The sequence below is a fragment of the Pseudomonas sp. Pdm06 genome (assembly GCF_014851795.1).
In the GTDB taxonomy this organism is placed as follows: Bacteria; Pseudomonadota; Gammaproteobacteria; order Pseudomonadales; family Pseudomonadaceae; genus Aquipseudomonas; species Aquipseudomonas fluorescens_AA.
Genome location: NZ_JACVAH010000008.1, coordinates 94,205 through 119,371 on the forward strand (window position 1 = coordinate 94,205; position 25,167 = coordinate 119,371).

The 25,167-nt window shown below is 63.2% G+C and carries 23 protein-coding genes and 1 pseudogene; 15 read left to right on the forward strand and 9 right to left on the reverse strand.

The window, feature by feature from the left end; all coding sequences use genetic code 11:
• Window positions 1-51 precede the first annotated feature (51 nt).
• On the forward strand, window positions 52-1,068 hold the full coding sequence (locus IB266_RS14795) for an amidohydrolase family protein (protein WP_192261623.1): 1,017 nt from the start codon (window positions 52-54) through the stop codon (window positions 1,066-1,068).
• 136 nt (window positions 1,069-1,204) lie between these two features.
• Window positions 1,205-1,669 carry a DUF3859 domain-containing protein gene (locus IB266_RS14800; protein ID WP_018610122.1) on the forward strand — a complete coding sequence of 155 codons (465 nt, stop codon included), beginning with the start codon at window positions 1,205-1,207 and terminating at the stop codon, window positions 1,667-1,669.
• Between the two features lie 181 nt (window positions 1,670-1,850).
• Here the strand turns inward: IB266_RS14800 and fabB are convergent, their stop codons facing one another.
• From fabB to IB266_RS14825, 5 genes are all read right to left on the reverse strand, one after another.
• A complete protein-coding gene (gene fabB, locus IB266_RS14805; RefSeq protein ID WP_060741170.1) occupies window positions 1,851-3,071 on the reverse strand; it encodes a beta-ketoacyl-ACP synthase I in 1,221 nt (406 codons plus the stop codon).
• Window positions 3,072-3,082: 11 nt separating this feature from the next.
• A complete protein-coding gene (fabA, locus tag IB266_RS14810) occupies window positions 3,083-3,598 on the reverse strand; it encodes a 3-hydroxyacyl-[acyl-carrier-protein] dehydratase FabA (protein WP_003204400.1) in 516 nt (171 codons plus the stop codon).
• A gap of 248 nt (window positions 3,599-3,846) precedes the next feature.
• Window positions 3,847-5,748, reverse strand: a complete 1,902-nt coding sequence (locus IB266_RS14815) for an ATP-binding protein (protein WP_192261624.1) — start codon at window positions 5,746-5,748, stop codon at window positions 3,847-3,849.
• Complete coding sequence (locus IB266_RS14820; RefSeq protein ID WP_192261625.1) at window positions 5,745-6,677, reverse strand: ABC transporter substrate-binding protein; 933 nt, start codon at window positions 6,675-6,677, stop codon at window positions 5,745-5,747. The genes IB266_RS14815 and IB266_RS14820 overlap by 4 nt, the downstream gene beginning before the upstream one ends.
• Window positions 6,678-8,801, reverse strand: coding sequence for a TonB-dependent receptor plug domain-containing protein (locus tag IB266_RS14825; protein ID WP_060741173.1), 2,124 nt, complete (start codon window positions 8,799-8,801; stop codon window positions 6,678-6,680).
• 199 nt (window positions 8,802-9,000) lie between these two features.
• On the opposite strand from IB266_RS14825, the gene IB266_RS14830 reads away from it, so the two are divergent.
• The 8 genes from IB266_RS14830 (at window position 9,001) to IB266_RS14865 (ending at window position 15,316) form a co-directional block, all read left to right on the forward strand.
• The gene (locus tag IB266_RS14830) at window positions 9,001-10,026 is read left to right on the forward strand and encodes an NAD(P)H-dependent glycerol-3-phosphate dehydrogenase (RefSeq protein WP_060741174.1); all 1,026 of its coding nucleotides are present in this window, start codon (window positions 9,001-9,003) and stop codon (window positions 10,024-10,026) included.
• 30 nt (window positions 10,027-10,056) lie between these two features.
• Window positions 10,057-10,404, forward strand: a complete 348-nt coding sequence (locus IB266_RS14835; RefSeq protein ID WP_060741175.1) for a DUF4389 domain-containing protein — start codon at window positions 10,057-10,059, stop codon at window positions 10,402-10,404.
• On the forward strand, window positions 10,401-10,853 hold the full coding sequence (gene sixA / locus IB266_RS14840) for a phosphohistidine phosphatase SixA (protein ID WP_192261626.1): 453 nt from the start codon (window positions 10,401-10,403) through the stop codon (window positions 10,851-10,853). Before IB266_RS14835 ends, sixA begins: the two co-directional genes overlap by 4 nt.
• 52 nt (window positions 10,854-10,905) lie before the next feature.
• A complete protein-coding gene (locus tag IB266_RS14845) occupies window positions 10,906-11,349 on the forward strand; it encodes a hotdog fold thioesterase (protein WP_060741177.1) in 444 nt (147 codons plus the stop codon).
• 275 nt (window positions 11,350-11,624) lie between these two features.
• Window positions 11,625-12,419 carry an alpha/beta fold hydrolase gene (locus IB266_RS14850; protein WP_013694026.1) on the forward strand — a complete coding sequence of 265 codons (795 nt, stop codon included), beginning with the start codon at window positions 11,625-11,627 and terminating at the stop codon, window positions 12,417-12,419.
• A complete protein-coding gene (locus IB266_RS14855; protein WP_192261627.1) occupies window positions 12,416-13,267 on the forward strand; it encodes an alpha/beta hydrolase in 852 nt (283 codons plus the stop codon). The genes IB266_RS14850 and IB266_RS14855 overlap by 4 nt, the downstream gene beginning before the upstream one ends.
• 129 nt (window positions 13,268-13,396) lie before the next feature.
• The gene (locus IB266_RS14860) at window positions 13,397-14,215 is read left to right on the forward strand and encodes a DUF4892 domain-containing protein (protein ID WP_192261628.1); all 819 of its coding nucleotides are present in this window, start codon (window positions 13,397-13,399) and stop codon (window positions 14,213-14,215) included.
• A gap of 63 nt (window positions 14,216-14,278) precedes the next feature.
• On the forward strand, window positions 14,279-15,316 hold the full coding sequence (locus IB266_RS14865; protein WP_192261629.1) for an AI-2E family transporter: 1,038 nt from the start codon (window positions 14,279-14,281) through the stop codon (window positions 15,314-15,316).
• A gap of 96 nt (window positions 15,317-15,412) precedes the next feature.
• On the opposite strand, the gene xopAW is transcribed toward IB266_RS14865, so the two are convergent.
• From xopAW to IB266_RS14880, 3 genes are all read right to left on the reverse strand, one after another.
• Window positions 15,413-16,255 (reverse strand): XopAW family type III secretion system calcium-binding effector, encoded by an 843-nt coding sequence (gene xopAW / locus IB266_RS14870; RefSeq protein WP_192261630.1) that lies wholly within the window; start codon window positions 16,253-16,255, stop codon window positions 15,413-15,415.
• A gap of 235 nt (window positions 16,256-16,490) precedes the next feature.
• Entirely contained in the window at window positions 16,491-17,534 is a 1,044-nt protein-coding gene (locus tag IB266_RS14875; RefSeq protein WP_192261631.1) for a sensor histidine kinase, read from the reverse strand.
• The gene (locus tag IB266_RS14880) at window positions 17,534-18,289 is read right to left on the reverse strand and encodes a response regulator (protein WP_192261632.1); all 756 of its coding nucleotides are present in this window, start codon (window positions 18,287-18,289) and stop codon (window positions 17,534-17,536) included. Before IB266_RS14880 ends, IB266_RS14875 begins: the two co-directional genes overlap by 1 nt.
• A gap of 292 nt (window positions 18,290-18,581) precedes the next feature.
• On the opposite strand from IB266_RS14880, the gene pyrF reads away from it, so the two are divergent.
• Window positions 18,582-19,280, forward strand: coding sequence for an orotidine-5'-phosphate decarboxylase (pyrF, locus tag IB266_RS14885; protein ID WP_060741184.1), 699 nt, complete (start codon window positions 18,582-18,584; stop codon window positions 19,278-19,280).
• A gap of 120 nt (window positions 19,281-19,400) precedes the next feature.
• Here pyrF and IB266_RS14890 read toward each other — a convergent pair whose 3' ends face one another.
• Window positions 19,401-20,405 carry an NADP-dependent oxidoreductase gene (locus IB266_RS14890; protein ID WP_192261633.1) on the reverse strand — a complete coding sequence of 335 codons (1,005 nt, stop codon included), beginning with the start codon at window positions 20,403-20,405 and terminating at the stop codon, window positions 19,401-19,403.
• Window positions 20,406-20,629: 224 nt separating this feature from the next.
• On the opposite strand from IB266_RS14890, the gene IB266_RS14895 reads away from it, so the two are divergent.
• From IB266_RS14895 to IB266_RS31185, 4 genes and pseudogenes are all read left to right on the forward strand, one after another.
• Window positions 20,630-21,391 (forward strand): SDR family oxidoreductase, encoded by a 762-nt coding sequence (locus tag IB266_RS14895; RefSeq protein WP_192261634.1) that lies wholly within the window; start codon window positions 20,630-20,632, stop codon window positions 21,389-21,391.
• A 205-nt stretch (window positions 21,392-21,596) separates the two neighbouring features.
• Entirely contained in the window at window positions 21,597-22,985 is a 1,389-nt protein-coding gene (locus IB266_RS14900) for a PLP-dependent aminotransferase family protein (protein ID WP_192261635.1), read from the forward strand.
• Between the two features lie 992 nt (window positions 22,986-23,977).
• Window positions 23,978-24,154 (forward strand): annotated as a pseudogene (locus tag IB266_RS31180) (HAMP domain-containing protein); the annotation flags it as partial.
• 204 nt (window positions 24,155-24,358) lie between these two features.
• Complete coding sequence (locus IB266_RS31185) at window positions 24,359-25,063, forward strand: methyl-accepting chemotaxis protein (protein ID WP_371914243.1); 705 nt, start codon at window positions 24,359-24,361, stop codon at window positions 25,061-25,063.
• Window positions 25,064-25,167: the final 104 nt, after the last annotated feature.

A 25,167-nucleotide genomic window follows, 5' to 3' on the forward strand; every position in this document is an offset into this window, starting at 1 on the left:
CCCAGCGGGACGGCGAGGGTCTATGTTGCTCATGGCTTCTGGAGACTGCCCGTGCCTTTGTCCCGTTTGATCTTTGCCTGGCTACTGGTTGTTTCGAGTGGCGGCGCCGCGGCCCGCGAATATGCCTACAGCGATGCGCACCTGCATTACGTCGATTTCTTTCAGGAAACCGCCGGCATGCCCAAGCTGCTCCAGGCGATGGCGGACAATCGCATCGAGCATGTGATGATTTCCGGTGTTCCGGTGGCCAAGAAATGGCATGAAGACGAGCCCAAGCGCCCGCGTTACTACGCCGGTGACGATGCAGACGCCTATTGGTACAGCGCCACCGATGTGATCGTTGCGGCGGCAGTGAGCAAGCTGACCGAGGAGCAACGTCGGCACTTCCATCCTTTTCTGTCGGGCTTCAATCCCAACGACAAGAACTCCGCCGCCCACATCCAGCGCATGCTCGATCTCTACCCGGGGTTGTGGCAAGGCATCGGCGAAGTCTTCACTCGCCATGACGACCTGACGGCGCTGACCTCGGGCGATACCCCGCGGGCCAACAACGAAGCCATGACCCGGATCTATCATCTGGCGGCCGAGAATGACCTGCCGGTGATGCTGCATTCCAACATCACGTCCAAGCGTGAAAGAAATCCCCTGTACCTGGCGGAGATCGAGGAGCCGTTGCGCAACCACCCGCATACGCGTTTCATCTGGGCCCATGCCGGCACCAGCATGGAAATCCATCGCCACCAGACCCAACTGGATTTTCTGTTGCCGACCCTGACCCGCATGCTTGAGGCCTATCCCAATCTGTACATCGACTTGTCCTGGAGCCTGCTCACGCCGTACTTGCTGGACGAGGCGGGCAAGCCCCGGGACGAGTGGGTAAAGCTGGTGGAGCGCTTTCCTGAGCGCTTCATGGTGGGATCGGATGTGGTCGGGCGCTTCAACAAGTTAGGCAAGGCGTTGCACGGCTTCGATCCGTTCCTCGATGCCTTGCCGGAAGAGGTGGCCAGGAAGGTCGCGCGGGATAATTTCCTGGCGGTGTTGTGTGGGAGCAAGGCTTGCCCGCGATGAAGACGACGCCGGTTTCCGGGGAAACGAGGTGCCTGCATCGCGAGCAAGCTCTGCTCCCACAGACCAACATCGCTATGTCATCAGCCTGTCACTCCCACGTCATACCCTCGCGCTCATCTCAATCAAGGAGCGCACTATGCACCTCACCCGTTCAAGCGCACTGGTCGCGCTGTTGTTGACCTGCGGCCTGGCACAGGCCGAAGTCCGTGTCGAAGGACCGGTGGAATACGGCGTCTTCGAAGGGCCGCAAGCCGAGCTGCAATCGGGGGAGCGGGTCCTGCGGCGCAGCAACGAGCAGATCCGCCAGACCGAGAGCGTCCCGGCGAAGCTGGGCACCAAGTTCGGCATGCGTTATCAATTGGCGGGCAAGGTCGCAGACGACCAGCCGTTGACCCTGTTGTACTTCACACCTGGCATCCGTACCCCTGACGGCGTGCGTCACGATAAATTCGAAGTCATCCAGAAACTGGTGCCCGGCGCGCCTCAGGATGTCATGGCCTACGAATTCACCGAAAGCCACGAAGTGGTGCCGGGGGAGTGGCGGTTCATGGTGTTCCAGGGCGATCGGTTGCTGACGCAGCAGCGGTTTGTGGTGCGCTGAGTTCTAGCCACCACAGACCTGATGTGGGAGCGAGCTTGCTCGCGATTGCGGTAGGCCAGTCAACTTATCTGGTGCATGACACACTGCAATCGCGAGCAAGCTCGCTCCCACAGGGGAATAGGCGCAAAAAAAACGCCCCGAACCAGTCGGGGCGTTTTTGTGTGTGGCGTAGCGGCGGGGCTTACTTGCCCTGCCAGCGCTTCATCACCAGGGTGGCGTTGGTGCCACCGAAGCCGAAGCTGTTGCTCATCACGGTATTGATGGTGGCGTTTTCGCGAGTCTTGGTCAGGATGGGCAGGTCGGCCACTTCCGGGTCCAGTTCGTCGATGTTGGCGGAACCGGCCATGAAGTTGCCTTCCATCATCAGCATGCAGTAGATCGCTTCGTGAACGCCGGCGGCGCCCAGGGAGTGACCCGACAGGCTCTTGGTGGAGCTGATGGCCGGAGCCTTGTCGCCGAACACTTCACGTACGCCTTTCATTTCCATCACGTCGCCCACTGGGGTCGAGGTGCCGTGGGTGTTCAGGTAGTCGATAGGTGCATCAACGGTGGACATGGCCATCTGCATGCAACGCACGGCACCTTCACCGCTTGGCGCGACCATGTCGTAGCCGTCGGAAGTCGCGCCGTAGCCGACGATTTCCGCGTAGATCTTCGCGCCACGGGCCAAGGCGTGTTCCAGCTCCTCGACCACGACCATGCCGCCACCGCCAGCGATGACGAAGCCGTCACGGTCGGCGTCGTAGGCACGGGAAGCTTTTTCCGGCGTGTCGTTGCGCTTGCTGGACAGGGCGCCCATGGCGTCGAACAGGAACGACTGGCTCCAATGTTCTTCTTCACCGCCACCGGCGAACACGATGTCCTGCTTGCCCATCTGGATCTGTTCCATGGCGGTACCGATGCAATGGGCACTGGTGGCGCAGGCAGAAGCGATGGAGTAGTTCAGGCCCTTGATCTTGAACGGCGTGGCCAGGCAGGCGGAAACGGTGCTGCTCATGGTCCGCGTGACGCGGTAGGGGCCAACGCGCTTGACGCCTTTTTCGCGCAGGATGTCCAGCGCTTCCATCTGGTTCAAGGTGGAGGCGCCGCCGGAGCCGGCAATCAGGCCGGTGCGCGGGTTGGAAACCTGCTCTTCGGTCAGGCCGGAGTCAGCGACGGCGTCCTTCATGGCCAGGTAGGCGTAGGCCGCCGCATGGCCGACGAAACGGTAGATCTTGCGATCGATCAGTTCTTCGAGATTGAGGTCAATGGAGCCGGAAACCTGGCTACGCAGACCCATTTCAGCATATTCCGGGTTGAACCGGATGCCAGGGCGACTTGCACGCAGGTTAGCGGAGACGGTCTCTTTGTCATTGCCCAGGCACGAAACGATGCCCAGACCAGTGATAACGACGCGGCGCATGCGGATAACCCTTAGAAGTTGTCAGTGGAGGTGAAAACGCCGACCCGGAGGCCTTCGGCGGTGTAGATCTCGCGACCGTCCACGGCAACCGAACCATCGGCAATGGCCATGTTCAGCTTGCCCTTGAGGACGCGTTTGATATGAATGTTATAGGTGATTTTCTTGGCGGTCGGCAGGACCTGACCAAAGAACTTCACTTCGCCCGAACCCAGGGCGCGACCGCGACCGGGCAGGCCTTGCCAGCCGAGGAAAAAACCGACCAGTTGCCACATGGCGTCCAGGCCCAGGCAGCCCGGCATTACCGGATCACCTTCGAAGTGGCAGGCGAAGAACCACAGGTCCGGAGTGATATCCAGCTCGGCGACCAATTCACCTTTGCCGTACTTGCCACCCTCTTCGCTGATATGGGTGATGCGATCCACCATCAGCATGTTCGGGGCGGGCAGTTGCGCGTTACCTGGGCCGAACAGCTCACCGCGACTGCAGCGCAGCAGGTCTTCCCGGGTAAAGGCGTTTTGTTTGGTCATGCGAGCTCCTCAATAGTCCCATGCGGCAGGGTGGGGCAAATCTTCCCGGCCGATCGAAGCGTTCATGCCTCGAATCGACAGCCTACTCATAGACTATTGCGTTGTAGTGAAAGTCACAGCACACGGGAAATGAATGTACACCTGTGCACTGAAATTTTTATTCAAGCCCCAATCGAGGCTTGTTCGGGTGCCTAAGACTGCCGCACTTTCGCCTTTCACGCCAGTCACAGATGGTCCGGTGAGCGGTTCTAGTTCACCCAGCGCTGCAGAATCTGCTGCAGGTCGTTCCTTTTGAACGGCTTGGCCAGGTAATCGTTCATGCCCGCCGCGAGGCAGGCTTCGCGATCGCCCTGCAAGGCGTTGGCCGTCAGGGCGATAATCGGCACCTCGTCGCAGCCCGGCAACTGACGGATCTGCCGGGTAGCTTCGTAGCCATCGATGATGGGCAAGCGGCAATCCATGAGGATCGCTTCGAAGATCAGGCTTTCGGCGCTGCGTACGGCCTGGGCGCCATCGGTGGCGACGCTGACGGTGAAACCCAGGCTGCGCAGCATGGCTTCGATCACCGTCTGGTTGACCGGGTTATCTTCCACCAGCAACACGTTGCGGCCTTCGCCATCGCCGCTACCGGTGGGCAGGCGCGGTGCCAGGGTCGGTGGCGCCTGGCGCGACAGGGCCAGCGGGATCTCGAGGGTGAACACCGAGCCCTGGCCTTCTTCGCTCTGGGCCCGCAGCGTCCCGCCCATGCGTTCGGCCAGGGTGCGGGCGATCGGCAGGCCCAGGCCAGTGCCGCCGTAGCGCCGGGAAATCGAACTGTCGGCCTGCTGGAAGGCGTCGAACATGCGTTCCAGGCTTTCGGCGGGGATACCAATGCCACTGTCGCGCACCGTGCAGGTGAACCACAGCAGTTCGTGGTCCAGGGCCTGCCACTGGCATTGCACGGTGACACGGCCTTGCTCGGTGAATTTCAGCGCGTTGCCGATCAGGTTCACCAGGATCTGCCGTATCCGCGTCGGATCGCCCTGCACCTGCAAGGCCTGCATGTCGTCCGGGACCAGCAGGTCCAGGCCCAGCTTGCGCTGCGCGGCGCTGTGCTGGAACGACTGCGCGCAACTGCCCACCAGTTCGGCCAGGTTGAACGGGATGTGCTCCAGTTCCAAGGCCGAGCGTTCGATGCGCGAGAAGTCGAGGATGTCGTTGATCACCTTCAGCAGGTGCTCGGTGGATTCCGACGCCAGCGCTGTGTACTCGTGCTGTTCGTCGGTCATGCGAGTGGTTTCCAGCAACTGCAGCATGCCCAGTACGCCGTTCATGGGCGTGCGCAGTTCATGGCTCATCATCGCCAGGAACTCGGACTTGGCGCTGTTGGCTTTTTCCGCCTCCTCGCGGGTCTTGATCAACTGTGCCATGGCCTGGTGCTGTTCGCGGCTGGCTTGTTCCAGGCCGTCGGCCAGGTTGTTGATGTGCCGCGACAAGGCCCCCAATTCGGCATCATCGACGACGGGAAGCGGGGTGCTGTAGTCGCCTTGCTGGATGGCCTTGACCGCGTTGCCGATGTCGCGGATCGGCCGGGACAGGTTGGTCGCCAGCCGGCGCGCCACCAGGAAGGTGAACAGCAGGGCGAACAGCGCCAGGATCGCCGCCTTGAACAGGATCTCCTGCTGCCGCTGGCTGAAGGCGTCACTGGACATGCCGACGATCACGCGGCCCAGGTAATCTTCGCCGGGCGCCTCGACGGCGGTGCTGTTGCCTTGCAGGAAATCATTGTTCAGGGCAATGCGCTGCAGGCGCACCGGGGCCTGGAAGACTTCGATCTGTTGGGCGCGGCTGTGGACTTGCTCGGGTTGTTCGACGTACACCAGGACCTTGTCGGTGCTGTCCTGGACCTCCAGGAAGCGTACGTGAGGGGTCGCCAGGGTCGCGGTGAGCAGGCTTTCCAGCACTTCGTTGTTGCCGGAAATCACCCCGTACTCCGTGGCGGGGGCCAGTTGGTTGGCGATCAGTTGCCCGGTGTGATTGAGCTCCTGGCGCAAGTCCTGGATCCGCACGAAGGTAAAGAAGCTGATCAGCAGCACGGTCAGTAGCAACGCTGGGCCGAGGGCGATGAGCTGGGTGCGGGTATTGATGTCCCAACGACGACGCAAGGTCATGGGCGGTGTTCTCCTTCGGCCAACGTTGCCGCGACGGATTCGGCGTCAATCGGTTCGATCCCCAGCGAGCGGGAGACCTGCCGGTTGCCCAGGACTTTGAAGCGGTCCGGATACAGCGTGCGCGGCCAGGTCGTGGCGGGGCGGTCGAGCAGGTCGTCGAGAATCGCCAGCCAGTCTTGCTGGTCGCTGTAGGTGCTGGCCAGGCTGCCGGCCTTGACGAATGCCGCGCTGGGCCCGATCAGCGCACGTTGCCGGGCATAGCTGCTGAGCAACAGGTTCTTCACGGTCTTGGGGTTGTACAAGTCGGGGTCATCGAGGCCCAGCAGCACGTCGCTCTGGCCCAGCAGGTTTTGCAGGGGACGGCTGTCGCTGGTGTCGTCCCAGCGTTCGCTGACGATCACCAGGCCCAGCGGTGCCGCGGCCTGGCGGATGTCCTTGAGCAGGAATTCACTGTGGGCGTCGTACAGCACGCCGACCTGGCGCACTTGCGGCAGGATGGTACGGATCAGCCGCAATTGCCGGGCCATCGGTGGATCGCTCCACAACAGGCTCAGATGCGCGGGCGTGGCCTCGCCCAGGCGCTCGCGGGCTTGCTGGCGGCTGATGCGCAGGACCAGGGTGGCCGGGCCCCGGGCGTCTTGCAGGCGCCACTCCAGGCTGGGCAGGTCAAGCAGAACCAGGCGGACATTATCCGGCAGCTTGTCCGGCGCCGGCAGGTTGGCCAGTGGTGTGAACCGCACGCTGTCTTCGGGGCGCAGGGCCTTCAGGGCCTGGGTGAAAGACTGCACGCCAGGGCTGTCCTCGGCGCCGGTCAACAGGATTTCGGCGGCCCGGGCCTGGAGGGTTGTCAGCCACCCGGCAAACACCAGGCACAGGGCCAGCGTCAGGCGGCCATGAAATGGCATCTTGCGGGGGGCGTTCCCGGACATCTAGAACGACAACTCCGCACTGAAGTACACGACATGGCGAGCGTCGTAGCGGTTGTCGACGAAGGTCATGGGCTGGTTGTCCAGGCGCTGTTGCAGGACGCCCGCCAGTTCCAGGCTGGCCTTGCCCAGGGGAATGCGCCGGGCGATGCGGGTGTCCACCCGTTCGAAGCGATAGCCATTGAGATCGTCGGCGGCGTAATAGAACAGCGCGCTGTTCCAGCCTTGGCCCCAGTCCCTTAGCCAGCCGGCCGAGCCGCTGTTGCGGGCGGTCAGTTGTTCGTCGAGGGGGTTGCTGGCCTGGGCGTCGACATAGGCATAGGTCAGGCGCAGGCGGTCGGCGCTGGTCATGCGCCAGTCGAACTGGGTCTCGACCCCGGAGAACTGTGATTCGTTGGAGTTGCTGGCAATGTACTGATTGTTGCGCAGCGGCTCGCTGATCATGCCGGTGATTTCGTCATGGAACAGTTTCACATCGACCGCCAGGCCCAGGTCCACGAAGTAACCGTTGTAGCCCAGTTCCCGGGAGCGCATGTGTTCCTGTTCCAGGTTGCCCGGGCCGCGGGTCTGGACGAAGTAACGGGCACTGTTCTGGCCGAAGGCGGCGGGTTGCAGGTTGGTGACCTGATAGCTCCAGTTGACGTTGTTCTCGAACATGTCCGGCGAGCGCACGGCTTCGGAGTACACCGCCCGCAGGCCGTGGCGTGGAGTGATCAGGTAATTGACGGCGATCCGCGGAGTCAGCGAGCTGCCGGTCAGGCGGGTGTCTTCGAACATCGCGCCGCCCTGCAACAGCCAATGCTCGGTGGCCCGCCATTCGAGCTGGCCGAACAGGCGCCAGGTGGTGTCGTCCAGGGTGCCGTTGAAGTACGTCTCCGAGTCGGCCCGGTCGTAGCGATAGTTGGCCCCGGTGACCAGTCGCAGGCTGTCGGACAGGCTCAGGGTGTCCTGGATCTCCAGGTCGTAGCGCGATTCCCGGGCGCTCTGGTCGATATCGCCGCACAGGGTTTGCGAGGCGCCGTTGCGCCACTGGTCGAGCACCTGATTGGCCAGCGCCTGTTCCTGTGGCGTGCCGGGTGGCGCGCCGGTGCTGGTGTAGCTGGGGATATTGCGCGCCAGCTTCTCGGCATAGTTGGGGTTGAGCTGCCACAGGTCGGTCAGTTGCGGGCTGAAGGACACCTCGGCGTCACAGGCGCGCCAGGTCTGCTGGCGATCCCAGTGCTGGATCGAGCCCTGTACATAAAGGCTGTGATCGGGGTCCAGATCCAGGTTCCAGCGCAGGGAGCCGGCGTAGTCCTTGGCGATGACGTCGGAGTTATCCCCAGCGGCGGTAATCCCGGCAAACACGGGATGGTAGGTATAAGGCCGCTGGTTGGTCCCATCCTTGGCGTTCAATTGCCAGTCGATGCTCTGCCGTTCGTCCAGGGTCTGGCTGACGGACAGGTTGAAGCGGTTCAGGCGGCGGCTGTCGCGGTAGTCGGCACCGTTGCGGTCGCTGTCAAAGCCATCGTCTTCCTGGCCGGACAGCGACAGCCGCAGGTCGCCGCCGTCCCAGCCGCTGCCCTGGCTGGCGTACCAGTCACTGATGCCACGCTGGCCCCGGGTGATTTTCAGCCGGGTGCCGTGGCTGTCGGCTGGGGCGCGGGTGATGATGTTGACCACCGCCATCAGCGCGTTGGCGCCATAACTGACGGTGTTGGGGCCGCGGAAGACTTCGATCCGCTCGATGTCTTCCATGGCCACCGGAATATCGCTCCAGTCCACCGTGGCCAGGCCGGCGCGGTACACCGAGCGGCCGTCGATCAGCACTTGCATGCGGCGGGCTTCGCTGGCGTTGGTGCCATGGTAGTTCACGGCCGCTTGGTTGCCTGTGATGTTGCCGACCATCATGCCCGGTACCAGGCGCAGCAGTTCGCTGATGTCCCGGGCGCCGCTGGCCTTGATCAACTCGCTGTCGAGCACGGTCATGCTGCCCGGCACCGCCGCTGGCGATTGCTTCAGACGCGTGGCCGTCAGTACCTGGGGCAGGGGCTGGCTGTCCACGAACAAGTCGTCGGCCAGCACTGGCGGGCTGATGATCAGTGCCAATAGCAGGGACGAACCTGAGCGGGAAGGACCAACGGACACGGCACAGCCTATGGGAATGGGTGGGTGACGGGCATGTTAACTGAGCTGAACGACTTTTCCATTCACGTTGACAGCATTTTCCTAGGAATTAATGGTCAGCTTCCTACAGCTGGCGGTAATTGTTGCCGGGGCTGGTCGCCATCCGGCCGCTCCGTATAATGCCCCGCATTGCCACTTGGTATGGATGAACGGATTGCATATGACTGAACAGCGCCCGATTGCGGTCCTGGGGGGCGGGAGTTTCGGTACCGCCGTGGCTAACCTGCTGGCCGAGAATGGTCACCCGGTGCGCCAGTGGATGCGTGACCCGGAACAGGCCGAGGCCATCCGGGTCAACCGCGAGAACCCGCGTTACCTCAAGGGCATCAAGATCCGCCCGGAAGTGGTACCGGTGACTGACTTGCAGGCCACCCTGGAGGGCAGCGACCTGTTCTTCGTCGCCTTGCCGTCCAGTGCCTTGCGCTCGGTGCTGGCGCCCCATGCCGAGCGCTTGAGCGGCAAGTTGTTGGTGAGCCTGACCAAGGGCATCGAAGCCCAGACCTTCAAGCTGATGAGCGAGATTCTCGAAGAAATCGCCCCCAAGGCGCGGATCGGTGTGATTTCCGGGCCGAACCTGGCGCGGGAAATCGCCGAGCACGCCTTGACCGCCACAGTGGTCGCCAGCGAGGACGAAGCGCTGTGCCAACGGGTCCAGGCCGCACTCCATGGCCGTACCTTTCGGGTCTACGCCAGCGCCGACCGTTTCGGGGTGGAGCTGGGCGGGGCGCTGAAGAACGTCTATGCCATCATCGCCGGCATGGCGGTGGCGCTGGGCATGGGGGAGAACACCAAGAGCATGCTGATCACTCGCGCGCTGGCGGAAATGACCCGCTTCGCCGTCAGCCAAGGTGCCAATCCGATGACCTTCCTGGGATTGGCCGGGGTGGGGGACCTGATCGTTACCTGTTCCTCGCCCAAGAGCCGCAACTACCAGGTCGGTTTTGCCCTCGGCCAAGGCTTGAGCCTTGACGAGGCCGTGTCGCGCCTGGGTGAGGTGGCCGAAGGGGTCAATACCCTCAAGGTGCTCAAGGCCAAGTCCCAGGAGGCAGGGGTGTACATGCCGCTGGTCGCCGGGCTGCACGCGATTCTGTTTGAAGGGCGCACGCTTGAGCAGGTGATCGAGTTGTTGATGCGTGGCGAACCGAAGACCGACGTCGATTTCATTTCCACCAGCGGTTTCAACTGAACCGCTATTGACCGCAAGCAGGAGCGAGCCATGAACGATCCGCAAGGGCAACCCCAATACGAATCCATCCTGCTGCGTGTGCTGTGGATGGTGGTCTATCTGCTGGTCTGGCAGGTGGCGCAATTCATCCTCGGCGCCGTGGTGTTGGTGCAATTGATTTACCGGCTGATCTACGGCGCGCCCAGCGCCAGCCTGATGAATTTCGGCGACAGCCTGAGCCAGTTCCTGGCGCAGATCGGCCGCTTCGGCACCTTCCACAGCGATCAGAAGCCTTGGCCGTTCGCCGACTGGCCAGCGCCCCGTACGCCGGAAGGCGAAGCGCCACACGCCGTGGCACCGGCACCGCATCCCGTCCGGGACGAGGAGCCGAAGCTATGAAACTGTGGGTATTGCGTCACGGTGAGGCAGAGCCCCATGGTGTCCGTCCCGATCCGGAACGGGTCTTGACGGTGCACGGCCGCGAGGAGGTGTTGCTCAGCGCCGGCCGGTTGATGGGCGAGCCGTTGCGGGCCATCTACGCCAGCCCTTATGTGCGTGCCCAACAGACCGCGCAACTGGTGCGCGAAGCACTGGGGTTCGCCCCCGAACTGATCACCGTCGATTGGCTCACGCCGGAGACCCGCCCGACGGAGGTGCTAAGGCATCTGGAGGACCAGGACGATGTGCTGCTGGTCAGCCATAACCCATTGGTGGGCAGCCTGCTGGGCTTACTGCAGAACGGCCATCTGCAACAACCCGAGCAAGTGCAAACCGCTGGCCTGGCCGAGCTGGAAGGCGATCTGCCGCTGGCCGGGGCGATGGTGCTCAAGGGCATCAGGCACCCCTGAATAGAGCGGTTGCAGGACTGGGCAAGACAACAATCACACAGGAAGGGCAACGATGAGTCTGTGGCGCACCACCCCCGACATCGAGAAACTGAACGCCGCCGGTAAAAACACCATCAGCGAAGTGCTGGACATTCGGTTCGAGTCCTTCGACGACGAATCCCTGACTGCCAGCATGGTGGTCGATCAGCGCACCCATCAGCCGTTCGGCCTGCTGCATGGCGGTGCTTCGGTGGTGCTGGCCGAAACGGTCGGCTCCATGGCCGCCTATCTCTGTGTGGACGCCAGCAAATTCTATTGCGTGGGCCTGGAGATCAACGCCAACCACCTGCGCGGCGTGCGCAGTGGGCGGGTGACGGCCACGGCCCGGGTGGTCCACCTGGGGCGCACGACCCAGGTCTGGGACATCCGCCTGGTCAATGACGAGGGCAAGGTCAACTGCGTGTCGCGCCTGACCATGGCGGTGGTGCCGTTGGGTGAGCAGCCGCCGGCGCGTTGACGCTCTAGCTGGATGCAATCCTGTGGTTAGGGGATCCTCTGTGGGAGCAAGGCTTGCCCGCGATGGCGGCGATGCGGTCTTTCAAAAAACGAGTCGCCTGCGTCGCGGGCAAGCCTTGCTCCCACATAACTCCCTCGCCACATCGGGCAGTATTTACAGTTCCATAACCCCCATAGCCCAAGCCCGACTGTCATCATTCCTGTCAGTTACGGTCATTGCCGCGCCGTCGGGTTCTGCGGACAATCTGCCGCAGTTCCCCCAATGGATCGGCTGTCATGTCGCAACAGATTTTTTTCGCCCACGCCAATGGTTTTCCCTCGGCCACTTACGGCAAGCTGTTCGCCGCATTGGCGCCGCAGTACCAGGTCGCGCATCTGGAACTGCACGGCCATGACCCGCGTTTTCCGGTGGACGATAACTGGCACAACCTGGTGGACGAATTGATCCATCACCTGGAGCAGCAACCGGCGCCGGTGTGGGGCGTTGGCCACTCCCTGGGTGGCGTGCTGCACCTGCACGCGGCGTTGCGCTGCCCGCAGTTGTATCGCGGCGTGGTCATGCTCGATTCGCCGGTGCTGACCCGTACCGACCAGTGGGTGATCCTGGCCGCCAAGCGCCTGGGGTTCATCGATCGCCTGACCCCGGCGGGCCGGACGCTGGGGCGGCGTGAGGAGTTCGCTGACCTGGAATCCGCCCGGCAGTATTTTGCCGGCAAGACACTGTTCCGCGGCTTTGACCCGGATTGCTTCGACGCCTACCTGCAACACGGCCTGCAACAAGTCGGCGACCGGTTGCGCCTGCGCTTCGACCCGGCCACGGAGATCAGTATCTACCGCGGCGTGCCGCACACCAGCCCAGGACGGCCCCGTAAGCTCAAGGTGCCGCTGGCGGTGGTGCGCGGCCGGCAGAGTCGCGTGGTGATGCGGCATCACACCCGTTCGGTGGGGCGTATGCTCCATGGCGAATCCCTGAGCATGCCCGGCGGCCATATGTTTCCCCTCGAACGCCCACAAGACACGGCCAACCTGCTCAAGAACCTGTTCCAGCGGTGGGAAGGGCGCAGCGCATGAGCGTGGTCGAGGAGGTCCGCCTGAGCCTGCCTCACATCGAGCTGGCGGCTCACTTGTTCGGCCCGGAAGACGGGGTGCCGGTGATTGCCCTGCACGGTTGGCTGGACAACGCCAACAGCTTCGCCCGCCTGGCGCCCAGGCTCGCGGGGCTGCGGGTGATCGCCCTGGACATGGCCGGTCACGGTCATTCCGGGCATCGACCGCCGGGCGCCAGCTATGCCTTGTGGGACTACGTCCATGATGTGTTGCAAGTGGCCGAACAACTGGGCTTGAAGCGCTTCGCCCTGCTGGGGCATTCCATGGGCGCCATTGTCTCGCTGGTGCTGGCCGGTTCCCTGCCGGAACGGGTGACGCACCTGGGGTTGATCGACGGGGTGATTCCTCCTACAGCCAAAGGCGATAACGCGGCCGAACGCATGGGCATGGCCCTGCAAGCCCAGTTGGATTTGCAGCAAAAACGCAAGCCGGTCTACAAAACCCTCGACCGGGCCATCGAAGCGCGTATGAAGGGGCTGGTAGCGGTCAGCCGCGAGGCCGCCGAGTTGTTGGCCCAGCGCGGCCTGATGCCGGTGCCCGGGGGCTACACCTGGCGCACCGACAACCGCCTGACCCTGCCATCGCCCCTGCGCCTGACCGAGGAGCAGGCCATGGCGTTCGTTGCGCGGGTCGCTTGTCCGGCGCATCTGGTGGTGGCGGCCGATGGCATGCTGGCCCAGCACCCGGAGCTGCTGGAGCGTCTACCCTTCAGTCATGAGCAGTTGCCTGGCGGCCATCATCTGCACCTTAACGATGAGGTCGGTGCCGGGCTTGTAGCAGACTGTTTCAATCGGTTCTTCACTGTTCCTTGACTTGCGCCGGGCAACTGTCGAGGCTGAGCGGGTTGAAAGGGAGACAACCATGACAGACCTCTGTTTGCCAGCCTCGCGGTGCATCGGCGACGCCCGTCGCGTCCAAGCGTCCCAGGCCAAGCCGATCCGATGAAATTATCCGTTCACTTACTCGTCCTGCTGGTGCTGGCCTGCTTCAGCCCAGCGTCGTTCGCCGTCGATGTGCCGGGCAGTCGCGACCTGGATCGCGTGCCACGCATGCCCGATGCACAGATCGTCGATTATCGGCAAACCAGCGACCTGGAACGTGTCTACCCCATGGGCTCGATCCGCAAGATCAGCGGCCAGTTGCGCTTTGACGGCCAAGTCGATGCCCGTGGGAATGTCACGTCGGTCACCTATGAGCTGCCGCCGGAACATTCCGCGACCCAGGCCTTTACCGCGGCGCGCGAAGCGTTGCAGAAACAGGGCGCCGAGCTGTTGTTCTGGTGCCAGGCCCGCGATTGCGGCGAAAGCAGCCTGTGGGCCAACGACGTCTTCGGCAACGCCAAGCTCTATGGCGCCGACAACGGCCAGGCCTTCCTGTTGCTGCGCCTGGCGCCGCCCGCGGACAACACGCTGATTGCGCTGTATGCCATCACCCGCGGCAATCGCAAGGCCTACCTGCATGTCGAGCAGTTCGAGGCGAGTGCTGTGTTGGGGGACTTGCTGCCGACATCGGCCACCCTGTTGCGCCAGCTCAAGGACACCGGGGTCCTGGACTTGCCGCGGCTTGCCGGTGAGCCGGACGACACCTGGTTGCGGCTGTTGTCCCGGGCGCTGAACCTGGACACCGGCCTGCGGGTCAGTATCGCCGGGCCCCGGGCCGAGGACTGGCTTGAGGCGCTGGCGGGCCAGGGCGTCCGGGCGGCGCGCATGGAGGCCGCCAGCGGCGAAGCAGCGGGATTGCACCTGGAGTTGCTGCGCTAAGCTGTCTCGGGGCAGTGGTTTCGCACCCGTGCCCCGGTCCTGTTCATTTTTTCGAGACCCTACATGCTCAATAACGATCGGCTGTTGGTGCAGATCCTGCTCCTGGTGTTGTTCGGCGCAAGCCTCTGGGTCATGGCGCCGTTCTGGTCGGCGCTGTTCTGGGGCGCGGTGCTGGCGTTCGCCAGCTGGCCGTTGATGCGCCTGCTGACCCGCTGGGTCAATGGTCGCGAATCCCTGGCGGCGGCATTACTGACGGTGGGCTGGATGCTGTTGGTGGCGGTGCCACTGGTGTGGTTGGGTTTCAACCTGGCCGACCATGTGCGCGATGCCACCGCGTTCATCAGGGACGTCCAAGTCGATGGCTTGCCCGAAGCCCCAGAATGGCTTGCCGCTATCCCCTTGGTGGGCGGTCGGCTGGTGGGCATCTGGAACAGCATCGATCAGCAGGGTGCGGCCATGATGGTGTCCATCAAGCCGTACCTGGGGCAGGTCGGCAACTGGCTGTTGGCGCGCAGTGCGCAGATTGGCGGCGGCATACTCGAACTGACCCTGAGTATTGTGTTCGTGTTCTTTTTCTATCGCGACGGCCCGCGCCTGGCGGCGTTCGTCCATGGCTTGCTGGAACGTCTGATCGGCGACCGTGCCGGTTACTACATCGAACTGGTGGCCGGTACAGTGCAGCGGGTGGTCAACGGCGTGATCGGCACCGCGGCGGCCCAGGCCGTGCTGGCGCTGATCGGCTTCCTGATCGCCGGGGTGCCGGGGGCGCTGGTACTGGGGATCGTCACGTTCCTGCTGAGCCTGATTCCCATGGGACCGCCTCTGGTCTGGATCCCGGCCACGGCATGGCTGGTGTGGAAGGGTGAATACGGGATGGCGGTGTTCCTCGGCATCTGGGGCACATTCATCATCAGTGGCGTGGACAACGTGCTCAAACCCTACCTGATCAGCCGTGGCGGAAACCTGCCCCTGGTCATCGTGTTGCTGGGGGTGTTTGGTGGGTTGATCGCCTTCGGTTTCATCGGCCTGTTCATCGGCCCGACCCTGTTGGCGGTGGCGTACAGCCTGTTGACGGACTGGAGCAAGAGCCAGGCGCGATAGCTTGAATACCAAGCACCTGTGGCGGGGGGGGATTGCCGTGGCGAGGGGATAAATCCCCTCGCCACGAGTGAGTTTCAATCCAGGCTTACCGGTGAATCAGGTCGCCACGTTCAGGTGTTTCCCCACCGTCGCGACGTTATCCAGCGAGTATTGCCGGCTGAGGTTGGCGATCATTCTGTTCAACGCTTCGCTGCCATTGGCCTGCCCGCTGGTGCTGTCGCTACGGCGGCCGGCCTGCAAGGCGTCGTTGAACTCGTCGCTGTCGACCCCGCCGCTGCTGTCGCTGTCGAGGGCTTCCATCAGCATCGCGCTGGTGTCGGTGCTCGTGGACGTACCGTTGCTGGCCTGCAAGGCGCTGCTCAGTTCGCTGGCGGTGACAGTGGCGTCACCATCGGTGTCGAGCTGGCTGAACAGTTCGTCACTGGACGCCTGTTGCGGTGGGGGAGGCGGTGGCGCGAGGCTGGCGGCCAGTTCATCAAGGCTGACGGTGCCGTCCTCGTTCTTGTCCAGGGCCGAGAACACTTGCTGGCTGTCGGCACTGCTGCCGGCGCTGGCCAGGCCGCTGCTCAACTCGTCGCTGCTGACCACGCCATCACCGTCGGCGTCCAGGGCGCTGAGCAGCGCGTCGGCCAGTTCGGTATTCGGCGCCTGGTCCCGTGGCGGTGGAGGTGGCGGCGCCATCGCGGCCATTTCCTCGCTGCTCAGGTCACCGCTGCCATCACTGTCCAGGTCGCCAAAATTGTCGCTCAGGCTGACCAGGATGCCGTCGTCGCTTTTTTGCGACAGGGCGCTGCTCAACTCTTCCTGATTGACCGAGCCGTCGCCGTCACTGTCGAGCTTGCTGAGCAGTTCCTTTTGAAACTGCTGGCTGCGGGCACTGCTGGTTGCGGTACTGCTGGTGCTGGTATAGGTCGAGTAACTGCTGACGCTACCGATCATGGGCGCTCTCCTTGGGCTGGAATAGCCGGTGGGTGCACCGGCTTATGCAGCCTCGGCGGGGCAGTTGTCGTGGGTGTGTGGAGTTTGTACCGACGGGTGTACAAACTCAGTCCCGGCGCAGTGTCGAGTGTGGGAGCGGGCTTGCTCGCGAATGCGGTATGTCATCCAAGCTTGTATCGACTGAACCACCGCATTCGCGAGCAAGCCCGCTCCCACAGGGGGACATCGGTGGGATTCAGGTGCGAGGCAGGCTGATCACCGCCGTCAACCCACCCCCCGGCGTTTCTTCCAGGCTCAACTGCCCGCCCAGGCGTTCGGTGGCTTCCCGGGCGATGGTCATGCCCAGGCCGACACCGCCAGAGTTGCGATTGCGCGAGCCTTCCAGGCGGAAAAAGGGCTCGAACACCGCTTCGCGTTTGTCCGCCGCAATCCCCGGGCCGTGGTCGATGACCCGGATCAATACCTGGTGTTGCTGGTCTTGCAGGGCAATCAAGGCGTGGCCGGCGTAGCGCAGGGCGTTGTCGATGAGGTTGTTGAGGCTCGAGCGCAGTGCCATGGGTTGCACCTGCAGTGGGGCGCAGGCGCCGCTGACCTGCACATCGGCGCCCTGGTCCTGGGCGTTTTCGCTCAATGATTCCACCAGGGCCTGCACGTCCATCCATTGCAGCGCTTCGCTGGTGCGTTGTTCGTGCAAGTACGTCAGGGTGGCATCGAGCATGTCGATCATGTCGTCCAGGTCCTGGCGCATCTGGCCTTGCAGCTTGATGTCATCGATCTGTTCCAGGCGCAGCTTGAGCCGCGAGAGCGGCGTGCGCAGATCATGGGACACCGCGCCGAGCATGCGCGAACGCTGCTGCACCTGCTCGCGGATCCGTTGCTGCATCAGGTTGAACGTATGGGCTGCCTGCCGTGCCTCACGGGGGCCGTTTTCATCCAGCGGCGGGCTGTCGAGGTTTTCGCTCAGGCGCTCGGCGGCATCGCTCAGGCGTTGGATCGGTCGGGTCAGGAGCTTGGCGCCGTACCAGGCCGCGATGATCAGGAACACGAATTGAAAGGTCAGTGGCACCACCGGGCCGCCGAACCAGGGACGCGGACGGCGGTTGGGGGGCGGGCCGAAGCGCTGGGGCCCTTCGCCTTGTTGGCTCATTCCTGGCGGTGGCCCGGGGGGCGGCTGGTCGTAATGGAAAAACCAGGCAAAGGCCAAGAGATGCGCCAGGACAATCGCCAGTAGCAGCACGCCAAACAGGCGGCCAAACAGAGAGTCCAGGCGCAGTCGCATCAACCGATGTCCCGGGCGTCGAACAAGTAGCCCTCACCGCGTACGGTCTTGATCAGTTGGGGGGCCTTGGGATCGTCGCCCAGCTTCTGGCGCAGGCGCGATACCAGCAAGTCGATGCTGCGGTCGAACGCTTCGATGGAGCGGCCGCGAGCCGCGTCCAGCAGTTGTTCGCGGCTGAGCACCCGGCGCGGTCGTTCGATGAAGACCCACAACAGGCGAAACTCGGCATTGGACAGTGGCACCACCAGCCCGTCGACCGAGATCAGTTGGCGCAGCACGCTGTTGAGCCGCCAGTTGTCAAAACGGATATTGGCCCGCTGCTCGGTACGGTCGTCACGTACCCGGCGCAGGATTGTCTGGATACGCGCCACCAGTTCCCTGGGTTCGAACGGCTTGGCCATGTAGTCATCGGCGCCCAGTTCCAGGCCGATGATGCGGTCGGTGGGCTCGCAGCGGGCGGTGAGCATCAGGATCGGAATGTCCGATTCGGCGCGCAACCAGCGACACAACTGCAAACCGTCTTCACCCGGCAGCATCAGGTCGAGCACGACCACGTCGAAGTGCTCGGCCTGCATCGCCTGGCGCATGGCCGCGCCATCGGTGACGCCGCTGGCCCGTATGCTGAAACGGGCCAGGTAATCGATCAGCAGCTCGCGGATCGGCACGTCGTCGTCGACGATCAGCGCGCGGGTACTCCAGCGCTTGTCGTCGCACACTTTTGGATCGTCAGAATTTGCAACAGGGGTGTTCTGCATGGATGCATCATCTGCCAGGTAGGCTGCCAACCGCAAAAGAAGGCGGCGAGGTAGAGGCTTCAGCATAGGCGTCGTGCCGCAAGGCGTGAAGCGCTGAAAGAGCGGGTTGCGGCGGCGGACGGTAGCGTGTCGACGTGTTGTACGCATGTCATGAGTGTATCGGCTTCGACACAAAGGCCGCTATTGTCCATGCTGCTGGGGGGGGCGATGAGATTTACCGATCATCGGGTCCCGCACGGGCGCTCGTTCCGCTACAATGCGCGCCGATTTCGACTTGCCTGAGAGCCCGCTCATGTCCGCCTGCCAGACGCCCATTATCGTCGCCCTGGATTTCCCCACCCGTGACGCCGCCCTGAAGCTGGCCGACCAGTTGGACCCCACGCTTTGCCGGGTCAAAGTCGGCAAGGAACTGTTCACCAGTTGCGCTTCGGAAATTGTCGGGACCCTGCGTGACAAGGGTTTCGAAGTGTTCCTGGACCTGAAGTTCCACGACATTCCCAACACCACCGCCATGGCGGTCAAGGCGGCTGCGGAGATGGGCGTATGGATGGTCAACGTGCATTGCTCCGGTGGCCTGCGCATGATGGCGGCCTGCCGTGAAGTGCTGGATCAGCGCAGCGGCCCGAAACCGTTGCTGATCGGCGTGACCGTGCTGACCAGCATGGAGCGCGAGGACCTGGCCGGGATCGGCCTGGACATCGAGCCTCAGGAGCAGGTGCTGCGGTTGGCGGCGCTGGCGCAGAAGGCCGGCCTGGACGGTCTGGTCTGTTCGGCCCTGGAAGCTGGCGCCCTGAAAGCGGCCCACCCGTCGTTGCAACTGGTGACCCCGGGGATTCGTCCGGCGGGCAGCGCCCAGGACGACCAGCGTCGCATCCTGACCCCGCGTCAGGCGCTGGACGCCGGTTCCGACTACCTGGTGATCGGTCGCCCGATCAGCCAGGCCGCCGATCCGGCCCAGGCACTGGCGGCGGTCGTGGCCGAACTGGCCTGATCCAACCCTGAAGGGCCCTTGTGGGAGCGAGCTTGCTCGCGATAGCGGTATGTCAGTCAATAGCAATGTTGACTGACAGGGCCTCATCGCGAGCAAGCCCGCTCCCACAGTTGTTTTGTGTCAGACCTTGAGTACGAGTTTCCCGAAGTTCTCCCCGCTGAACAATTTGGTCAGCGTCTCGGGGAAGGTCTCCAGCCCTTCCACAATGTCTTCCTTGCTCTTGAGCTGCCCCTTGGCCATCCAGCCGGCCATTTCCTGCCCGGCGGCAGCGAACTGCGCGGCATAGTCCATCACCACGAAACCCTCCATGCGGGCCCGGTTGACCAGCAGTGACAGGTAGTTGGCGGGGCCCTTCACCGCTTCCTTGTTGTTGTACTGGCTAATGGCACCGCAAATCACCACGCGGGCCTTGAGGTTCAGGCGGCTGAGCACGGCATCCAGGATGTCGCCCCCGACGTTGTCGAAATACACATCCACGCCTTTGGGGCATTCGCGCTTGAGGCCGGCGTGGACGTCTTCGTTCTTGTAGTCGATGGCGCCGTCGAAGCCCAATTCATCGACCAGGAATTTGCATTTGTCGGCACCGCCAGCGATGCCCACCACACGACAGCCTTTGATCTTGGCAATCTGCCCGGCGATGCTCCCCACCGCACCGGCGGCGCCCGACAGCACCACGGTCTCGCCGGCCTTGGGTGCGCCGACGTCCAACAGGGCGAAATAAGCGGTCATGCCGGTCATGCCCAGGGCGGACAAGTAACGTGGCAGCGGTGCCAGTTTCGGATCGACTTTGTAGAAACCCCTTGGCTCGCCGAGGAAATAATCCTGCACACCCAGGGCACCGTTGACGTAGTCCCCGACCGCGAACCCCGGGTTGTTCGAGGCAATCACTTGGCCGACACCCAGCGCCCGCATCACTTCACCGATGCCCACCGGTGGGATGTAGGACTTGCCCTCGTTCATCCAGCCGCGCATGGCCGGGTCCAGGGACAGGTATTCGTTCTTCACCAGGATCTGGCCATCTGCCGGCTCGCCCACCGGTACTTGCTGATAGGTGAACGTTTCGCGGGTCGCGGCGCCTACCGGGCGTTTGGCGAGCAGGAACTGGCGATTGGTCTGGGCAGTCATGGTTGGCACTCAAGATGAATGAAGACTTGTTGATAGACCTTCGAGGCGGTTGCCGCAAGGTTCGCCGCCTCAGCGAATGCACTTCGATCCAACCCAGTGATAGTGCCTCCAGCGCCGTTATCACTGGCGCCCATGAACGTCCAACCGGCATCTGGATAGTGCTGCCGTGCCACGCCAGGCTGTGGCTACACTGGGGCGACCCCGCATTCTTCGAGGAACAGACAATGAGCATGACGTTTTCCGGACTGGTCGCCGTGGTAACCGGCGGCGCCGCAGGCATTGGCCGTGCCACGGCCCAGGCGTTCGCGGCAGAGGGCCTGAAAGTGGTCGTGGCCGACCTGGACGTGGCGGGCGGCGAGCGTACGGTGCAGTCGATTCGCGATGCGGGCGGCGAAGCGCTGTTCGTGCGCTGCAACGTGACGCTGGAAAGCGATGTGCAGCACCTGATGGACGAGGTGATCAAGGCCTATGGGCGCCTTGACTACGCCTTCAACAACGCCGGGATCGAGATCGAGAAGGGCAAGTTGGCCGACGGTACCCTCGACGAGTTCGACGCGATCATGGGGGTCAATGTGAAGGGCGTCTGGTTGTGCATGAAGTACCAGCTGCCCTTGCTGCTGGCCCAGGGCGGCGGTGCCATCGTCAACACGGCCTCGGTGGCCGGCCTGGGCGCTGCGCCGAAGATGAGCATCTATGCCGCTTCCAAGCACGCCGTGATCGGCCTGACCAAATCGGCCGCCATCGAATACGCCAAGAAGAAGATCCGCGTGAATGCGGTCTGTCCGGCGGTGATCGACACCGACATGTTCCGTCGTGCCTATGAGGCGGACCCGAAAAAAGGCGAGTTCGCCAATGCCATGCACCCGGTGGGGCGTATCGGCAAGGTCGAGGAAATCGCTAGCGCCGTGCTCTATTTGTGCAGCGATGGCGCGGCGTTCACCACCGGCCATTCCCTGGCGGTGGACGGCGGCGTCACGGCGTTCTGAGGACGTTTCCCTGAGCTTGTAGGACAAAGCCCGCACTGGTTGCGGGCTTTTTCTTTGGGCGGCGAAAAATCCTCGGAGCGGCCTATCAATGTGTTTCAAAGGGTGAGAATCGGCGGTTTTGGCGACGTTGTCGTACATCGTTCGGGAGTGCCCTGTGCTTAACTGTTTCCGGAAATAAAACAAACGCTTAGGAGCTTGGTTACTCATGGAGTTGAGAATCGACCGGCAGGCCTTGGTGCCTGTCGTGCAGCAAATCGTCGACGCGCTGACCGGCTGGATCCGACAGGATGCGGTTCAACCGGGGACGCGCCTGCCGTCCGTGCGCCAACTGGCGCGGCAGAACCTGCTCAGCCAATCCAGCGTCAATGAAGCATGTGAACGCCTGGTTGCCCAAGGCCTGCTGGCGTCCCGGCATGGCTCCAGCTTTTTTGTCGCGCCAGCCCCCACATCCGGGCAGGCGGGCATCGACCCGGAGCGGCGGCAGGATATGCCCGCCGAGGGCGTTGATTCGCCGCCCTGGGCGTTGAAGCTGGGGTGTGGCGGGTTACCCGAGAGCTGGCGTGAAAGCGATGACCTGGGTTATGCGATCCGGGAGGTCACCCGCACCGACATGGCGGGGTTGTTCAACTACAGCACGTCGCTGGGGTTGCCCGCCCTGCGTGAGCAGTTGTCCAGGCGCCTGAAGCAATTCAATATCGAGGCCGATAAAGACCTGATCCTGACCACCACCGGGGCGACCCATGGGCTGGACCTGATCGTGCGGACCCTGTTGCAGCCAGGCGCTTGCGTGGTGGTGGAGAGCCCCGGCTATTCAAGCCTGTTCGACCTGCTCAGGTTGCACAAGATCGACATGATCGAACTGCCCAGGACCCCACGCGGCCCGGACGTCGACGTGTTGCAAGACTTGTTGGCGACACACCGGCCCAGTGCGCTGTTCGTCAACAGTGCCTGTCACAACCCGACCGGCAGCAACCTGGCACCGGCCGTGGCCCAACGGTTGTTGCAACTGACGAAGCAACACGCCGTGCTGGTGATCGAAGACGATGCTTATGGCGACTTCCAGAACTCGGCGCGAACCCGGTTGGCAGCGCTGGATGCCGACGTGGTCTACGTGGGCAGTTTCTCGAAGACCCTGAGCAGTTCGTTGCGCGTTGGTTTCGTGGTGGCCGGGCCGTCCATTATCGCGCGGCTGAGCGAGGTCAAGGGCATCACCAGCATGGGTGGGTCGCGGTTCTGTGAGTCGGTGCTTGCCAACCTCCTGGCCAATGGGGCCTATCGCAAACTGGTCCAGCGCCAGCGCCAGCGTTTGGGCGTCGATACGGCGGCGCTGCTGCAGGTATTGGAGGATGCCGACTGGGAGGTCTTTGGCAAACCGGCCGGCGGGCTTTTCATTTGGGCAAGACCGCCCATCAGTGACTACGCTGGATTACAGCGTCTGGCCAAGCGGTTCGGCGTGTTGTTGTCCTCACCCACGGCCTTCAGCCCTTCGGGCACCGACAGCGACTGGCTACGGATCAACGTGGCCTATGCCCGTGATCCCCGGGCGCTGGGGTTTTTTCGGGCCGCGGCTCTGGATCGACCTCAAGTGTCCTGAAAACGACGCGGCTGTAGCTTTTTGCCATTATTCCGACGCCAGCATCTTGTGTTGCAGGGCGTCTCGTTGCGAATCTGCAATCAACACACACTGGCAGAGGACTGAGCGCAATGATTTCGGCCGTGCAAGGACGTTTTGCCAACCTGGGTATGGCAAAAAAACTGGGTATCGGATTTGTCCTGGTGCTGCTGTTGACCGCTGTGGTCGCGGCCATCGGCGTCTGGTCCCTGCAGACCATCAGCTATCGCTTCGATGGCCTGAAGCAGATGTCGTCCCTCAACAGCGGGTTGCTCAAGGTCCGGCTGCTGGAACAGGAATACGCCTCGCGTTCCGACCCCAAGACGGCCGATGCCCTGCGCCAGGGTGTCGACGGGCTGCTGGCCCTGGCGAACGAGCTCAAGGCGCAGTCGCCTGCCAACGTGCCGGTGATGAACGACGTCGAGCAGGCGCTGGGGGCCTATCGCAAGGCATTCGACGAGTTCGTCGGGCTGAGCCAGAGCAAGGACCTGGCGCTGGAAATGGCCAGTTGGTCGGTGTCCAGCGTGGCCAACAACCTCGATGTGTTGCAGGCCGGGCTGGCGGATGACGGTACCTATACGTTGAAAGACTCCGAAGGCAAGGAAGGGGCCGAATTCATCGAGCAGGCCAACCAGATCAGCGAAGTGTCGCGGTTGATGTTGCAGGCCATGAACGAAGCGCGGGTCCGTTTGGACCAGAGCCGCAAAGGCAACGTCGAGGGCGCCGGAGAAGGCAGCATCGAACAGGCCGAGCAGGCCATGAAACAGGCCGAAGCGCTCAAGACCACGGTCAAGGACCCGGGGTACCAGACCGTGCTTAATGAAGTGGCCGGGCACATCGTCGGGTTCAACGAGCAATTGGCCGAGTACACCGGCCTGTTGGCGAAGGAAAAAGTCGTCTACCAGCAACTGCACGAGCGTGCCGATCAAGTGGTGGCGCGGGTCGACCAGGCCTTCAGTGCCGAAGACCAGGCCATGCAGACCGAACTGAAGAAGAATTCGCTGCTGATCATTGGTTCGTCGGCCTTGGCGTTGCTGGTGGGGTTGATCGCGGCGTGGGTCATCACCCGGCTGATCGTGACGCCGCTGCGCAGTGTCATTCGCGTTGCCCAGCGGATCGCGGCGGGTGACTTGAGCGCCACGGTGGAAGTGACGCGTCGGGACGAGATTGGCCAGTTGATGCAGGCGATGCAACAGATGGGCGCAGGGCTGAGCAGTATCGTCAGCGGCTTGCAGGCCGGGATCGAGCAGTTGGCCAATTCGGCGCAGTCGCTGTCGGCTGTGACCGAGCAGACCAACCTGGAAGTCAGTAGTCAGAAAGAGGAAACCGAGCAGGTCGCCACGGCCATGAACCAGATGACGGCCACCGTGCACGATGTGGCGCGCAATGCCGAAGAAGCGGCACAAGCGGCCCAGACTGCCGACGACAAGGTCGAAAGCGGTCAGCAGGTGGTGCGCCAGAGCATGGTGCGCATCGAACAACTGGCCGATTCGGCCACGTCGGCCAGTTCCAGCATCGAAAGTCTCAGCGCCGAGATCCAGAACATCGGCACGGTGCTGAGTGTGATCAAGAGCGTGGCCGAGCAAACCAACCTGTTGGCCCTCAATGCCGCTATCGAGGCGGCCCGTGCCGGGGAGCAGGGCAGGGGCTTTGCGGTCGTGGCCGATGAGGTGCGGGCCCTGGCCAGGCGCACGCAACAGTCCACCGAGGAAATCGAGCGACTGGTGAGCGCCTTGCGTTCAGCGGCCCAGGCTTCCGTGCAGCAGATCCAGAGCAGTGGCGAGTTGGTGAAGATGGCGGTCAGCGACGCACTGCAGACCGAGAGCGCGTTGGGCAGTATTGCGGCGGCGGTATCGTTGATCCAGCAGATGAACCAACAGATCGCCGCGGCAGCCGAGCAGCAGAGCTCGGTGGCCGAAGAGATCAACCGCAGTGTCACCAGCATTCGCGCCAGCGCTGATCAATCGTCCCTGGCGATGCGCGGCAATGCCGCTTCCAGCATCGAGCTGGCGCAGTTGGGGGTTGAGTTGAAAGGGATGGTGGGGCATTTCAAGTTGTGAGTCCGCGATAGCGGATCCAACATGCCAACAGTTTTGCCTGCCTGGCGGTGTACGGGCATAGCTTACAGCCCCGTGGCGAGGGAGCTTGCTCCCGCTGGGCTGCG

Bases quoted from the DNA above. Each gene is read 5' to 3' on its own strand.
- IB266_RS14800 (WP_018610122.1), top strand. From the start codon at position 1,205: ATGCACCTCACCCGTTCAAGCGCACTGGTCGCGCTGTTGTTGACCTGC.
- fabB (WP_060741170.1), bottom strand. From the start codon at position 3,071: ATGCGCCGCGTCGTTATCACTGGTCTGGGCATCGTTTCGTGCCTGGGC.
- fabA (WP_003204400.1), bottom strand. From the start codon at position 3,598: ATGACCAAACAAAACGCCTTTACCCGGGAAGACCTGCTGCGCTGCAGT.
- IB266_RS14815 (WP_192261624.1), bottom strand. From the start codon at position 5,748: ATGACCTTGCGTCGTCGTTGGGACATCAATACCCGCACCCAGCTCATC.
- IB266_RS14820 (WP_192261625.1), bottom strand. From the start codon at position 6,677: ATGTCCGGGAACGCCCCCCGCAAGATGCCATTTCATGGCCGCCTGACG.
- IB266_RS14830 (WP_060741174.1), top strand. From the start codon at position 9,001: ATGACTGAACAGCGCCCGATTGCGGTCCTGGGGGGCGGGAGTTTCGGT.
- IB266_RS14835 (WP_060741175.1), top strand. From the start codon at position 10,057: ATGAACGATCCGCAAGGGCAACCCCAATACGAATCCATCCTGCTGCGT.
- sixA (WP_192261626.1), top strand. From the start codon at position 10,401: ATGAAACTGTGGGTATTGCGTCACGGTGAGGCAGAGCCCCATGGTGTC.
- IB266_RS14845 (WP_060741177.1), top strand. From the start codon at position 10,906: ATGAGTCTGTGGCGCACCACCCCCGACATCGAGAAACTGAACGCCGCC.
- IB266_RS14850 (WP_013694026.1), top strand. From the start codon at position 11,625: ATGTCGCAACAGATTTTTTTCGCCCACGCCAATGGTTTTCCCTCGGCC.
- IB266_RS14855 (WP_192261627.1), top strand. From the start codon at position 12,416: ATGAGCGTGGTCGAGGAGGTCCGCCTGAGCCTGCCTCACATCGAGCTG.
- IB266_RS14860 (WP_192261628.1), top strand. From the start codon at position 13,397: ATGAAATTATCCGTTCACTTACTCGTCCTGCTGGTGCTGGCCTGCTTC.
- IB266_RS14865 (WP_192261629.1), top strand. From the start codon at position 14,279: ATGCTCAATAACGATCGGCTGTTGGTGCAGATCCTGCTCCTGGTGTTG.
- xopAW (WP_192261630.1), bottom strand. From the start codon at position 16,255: ATGATCGGTAGCGTCAGCAGTTACTCGACCTATACCAGCACCAGCAGT.
- IB266_RS14875 (WP_192261631.1), bottom strand. From the start codon at position 17,534: ATGCGACTGCGCCTGGACTCTCTGTTTGGCCGCCTGTTTGGCGTGCTG.
- IB266_RS14880 (WP_192261632.1), bottom strand. From the start codon at position 18,289: ATGCAGAACACCCCTGTTGCAAATTCTGACGATCCAAAAGTGTGCGAC.
- pyrF (WP_060741184.1), top strand. From the start codon at position 18,582: ATGTCCGCCTGCCAGACGCCCATTATCGTCGCCCTGGATTTCCCCACC.
- IB266_RS14890 (WP_192261633.1), bottom strand. From the start codon at position 20,405: ATGACTGCCCAGACCAATCGCCAGTTCCTGCTCGCCAAACGCCCGGTA.
- IB266_RS14895 (WP_192261634.1), top strand. From the start codon at position 20,630: ATGAGCATGACGTTTTCCGGACTGGTCGCCGTGGTAACCGGCGGCGCC.
- IB266_RS14900 (WP_192261635.1), top strand. From the start codon at position 21,597: ATGGAGTTGAGAATCGACCGGCAGGCCTTGGTGCCTGTCGTGCAGCAA.
- IB266_RS31185 (WP_371914243.1), top strand. From the start codon at position 24,359: ATGACGGCCACCGTGCACGATGTGGCGCGCAATGCCGAAGAAGCGGCA.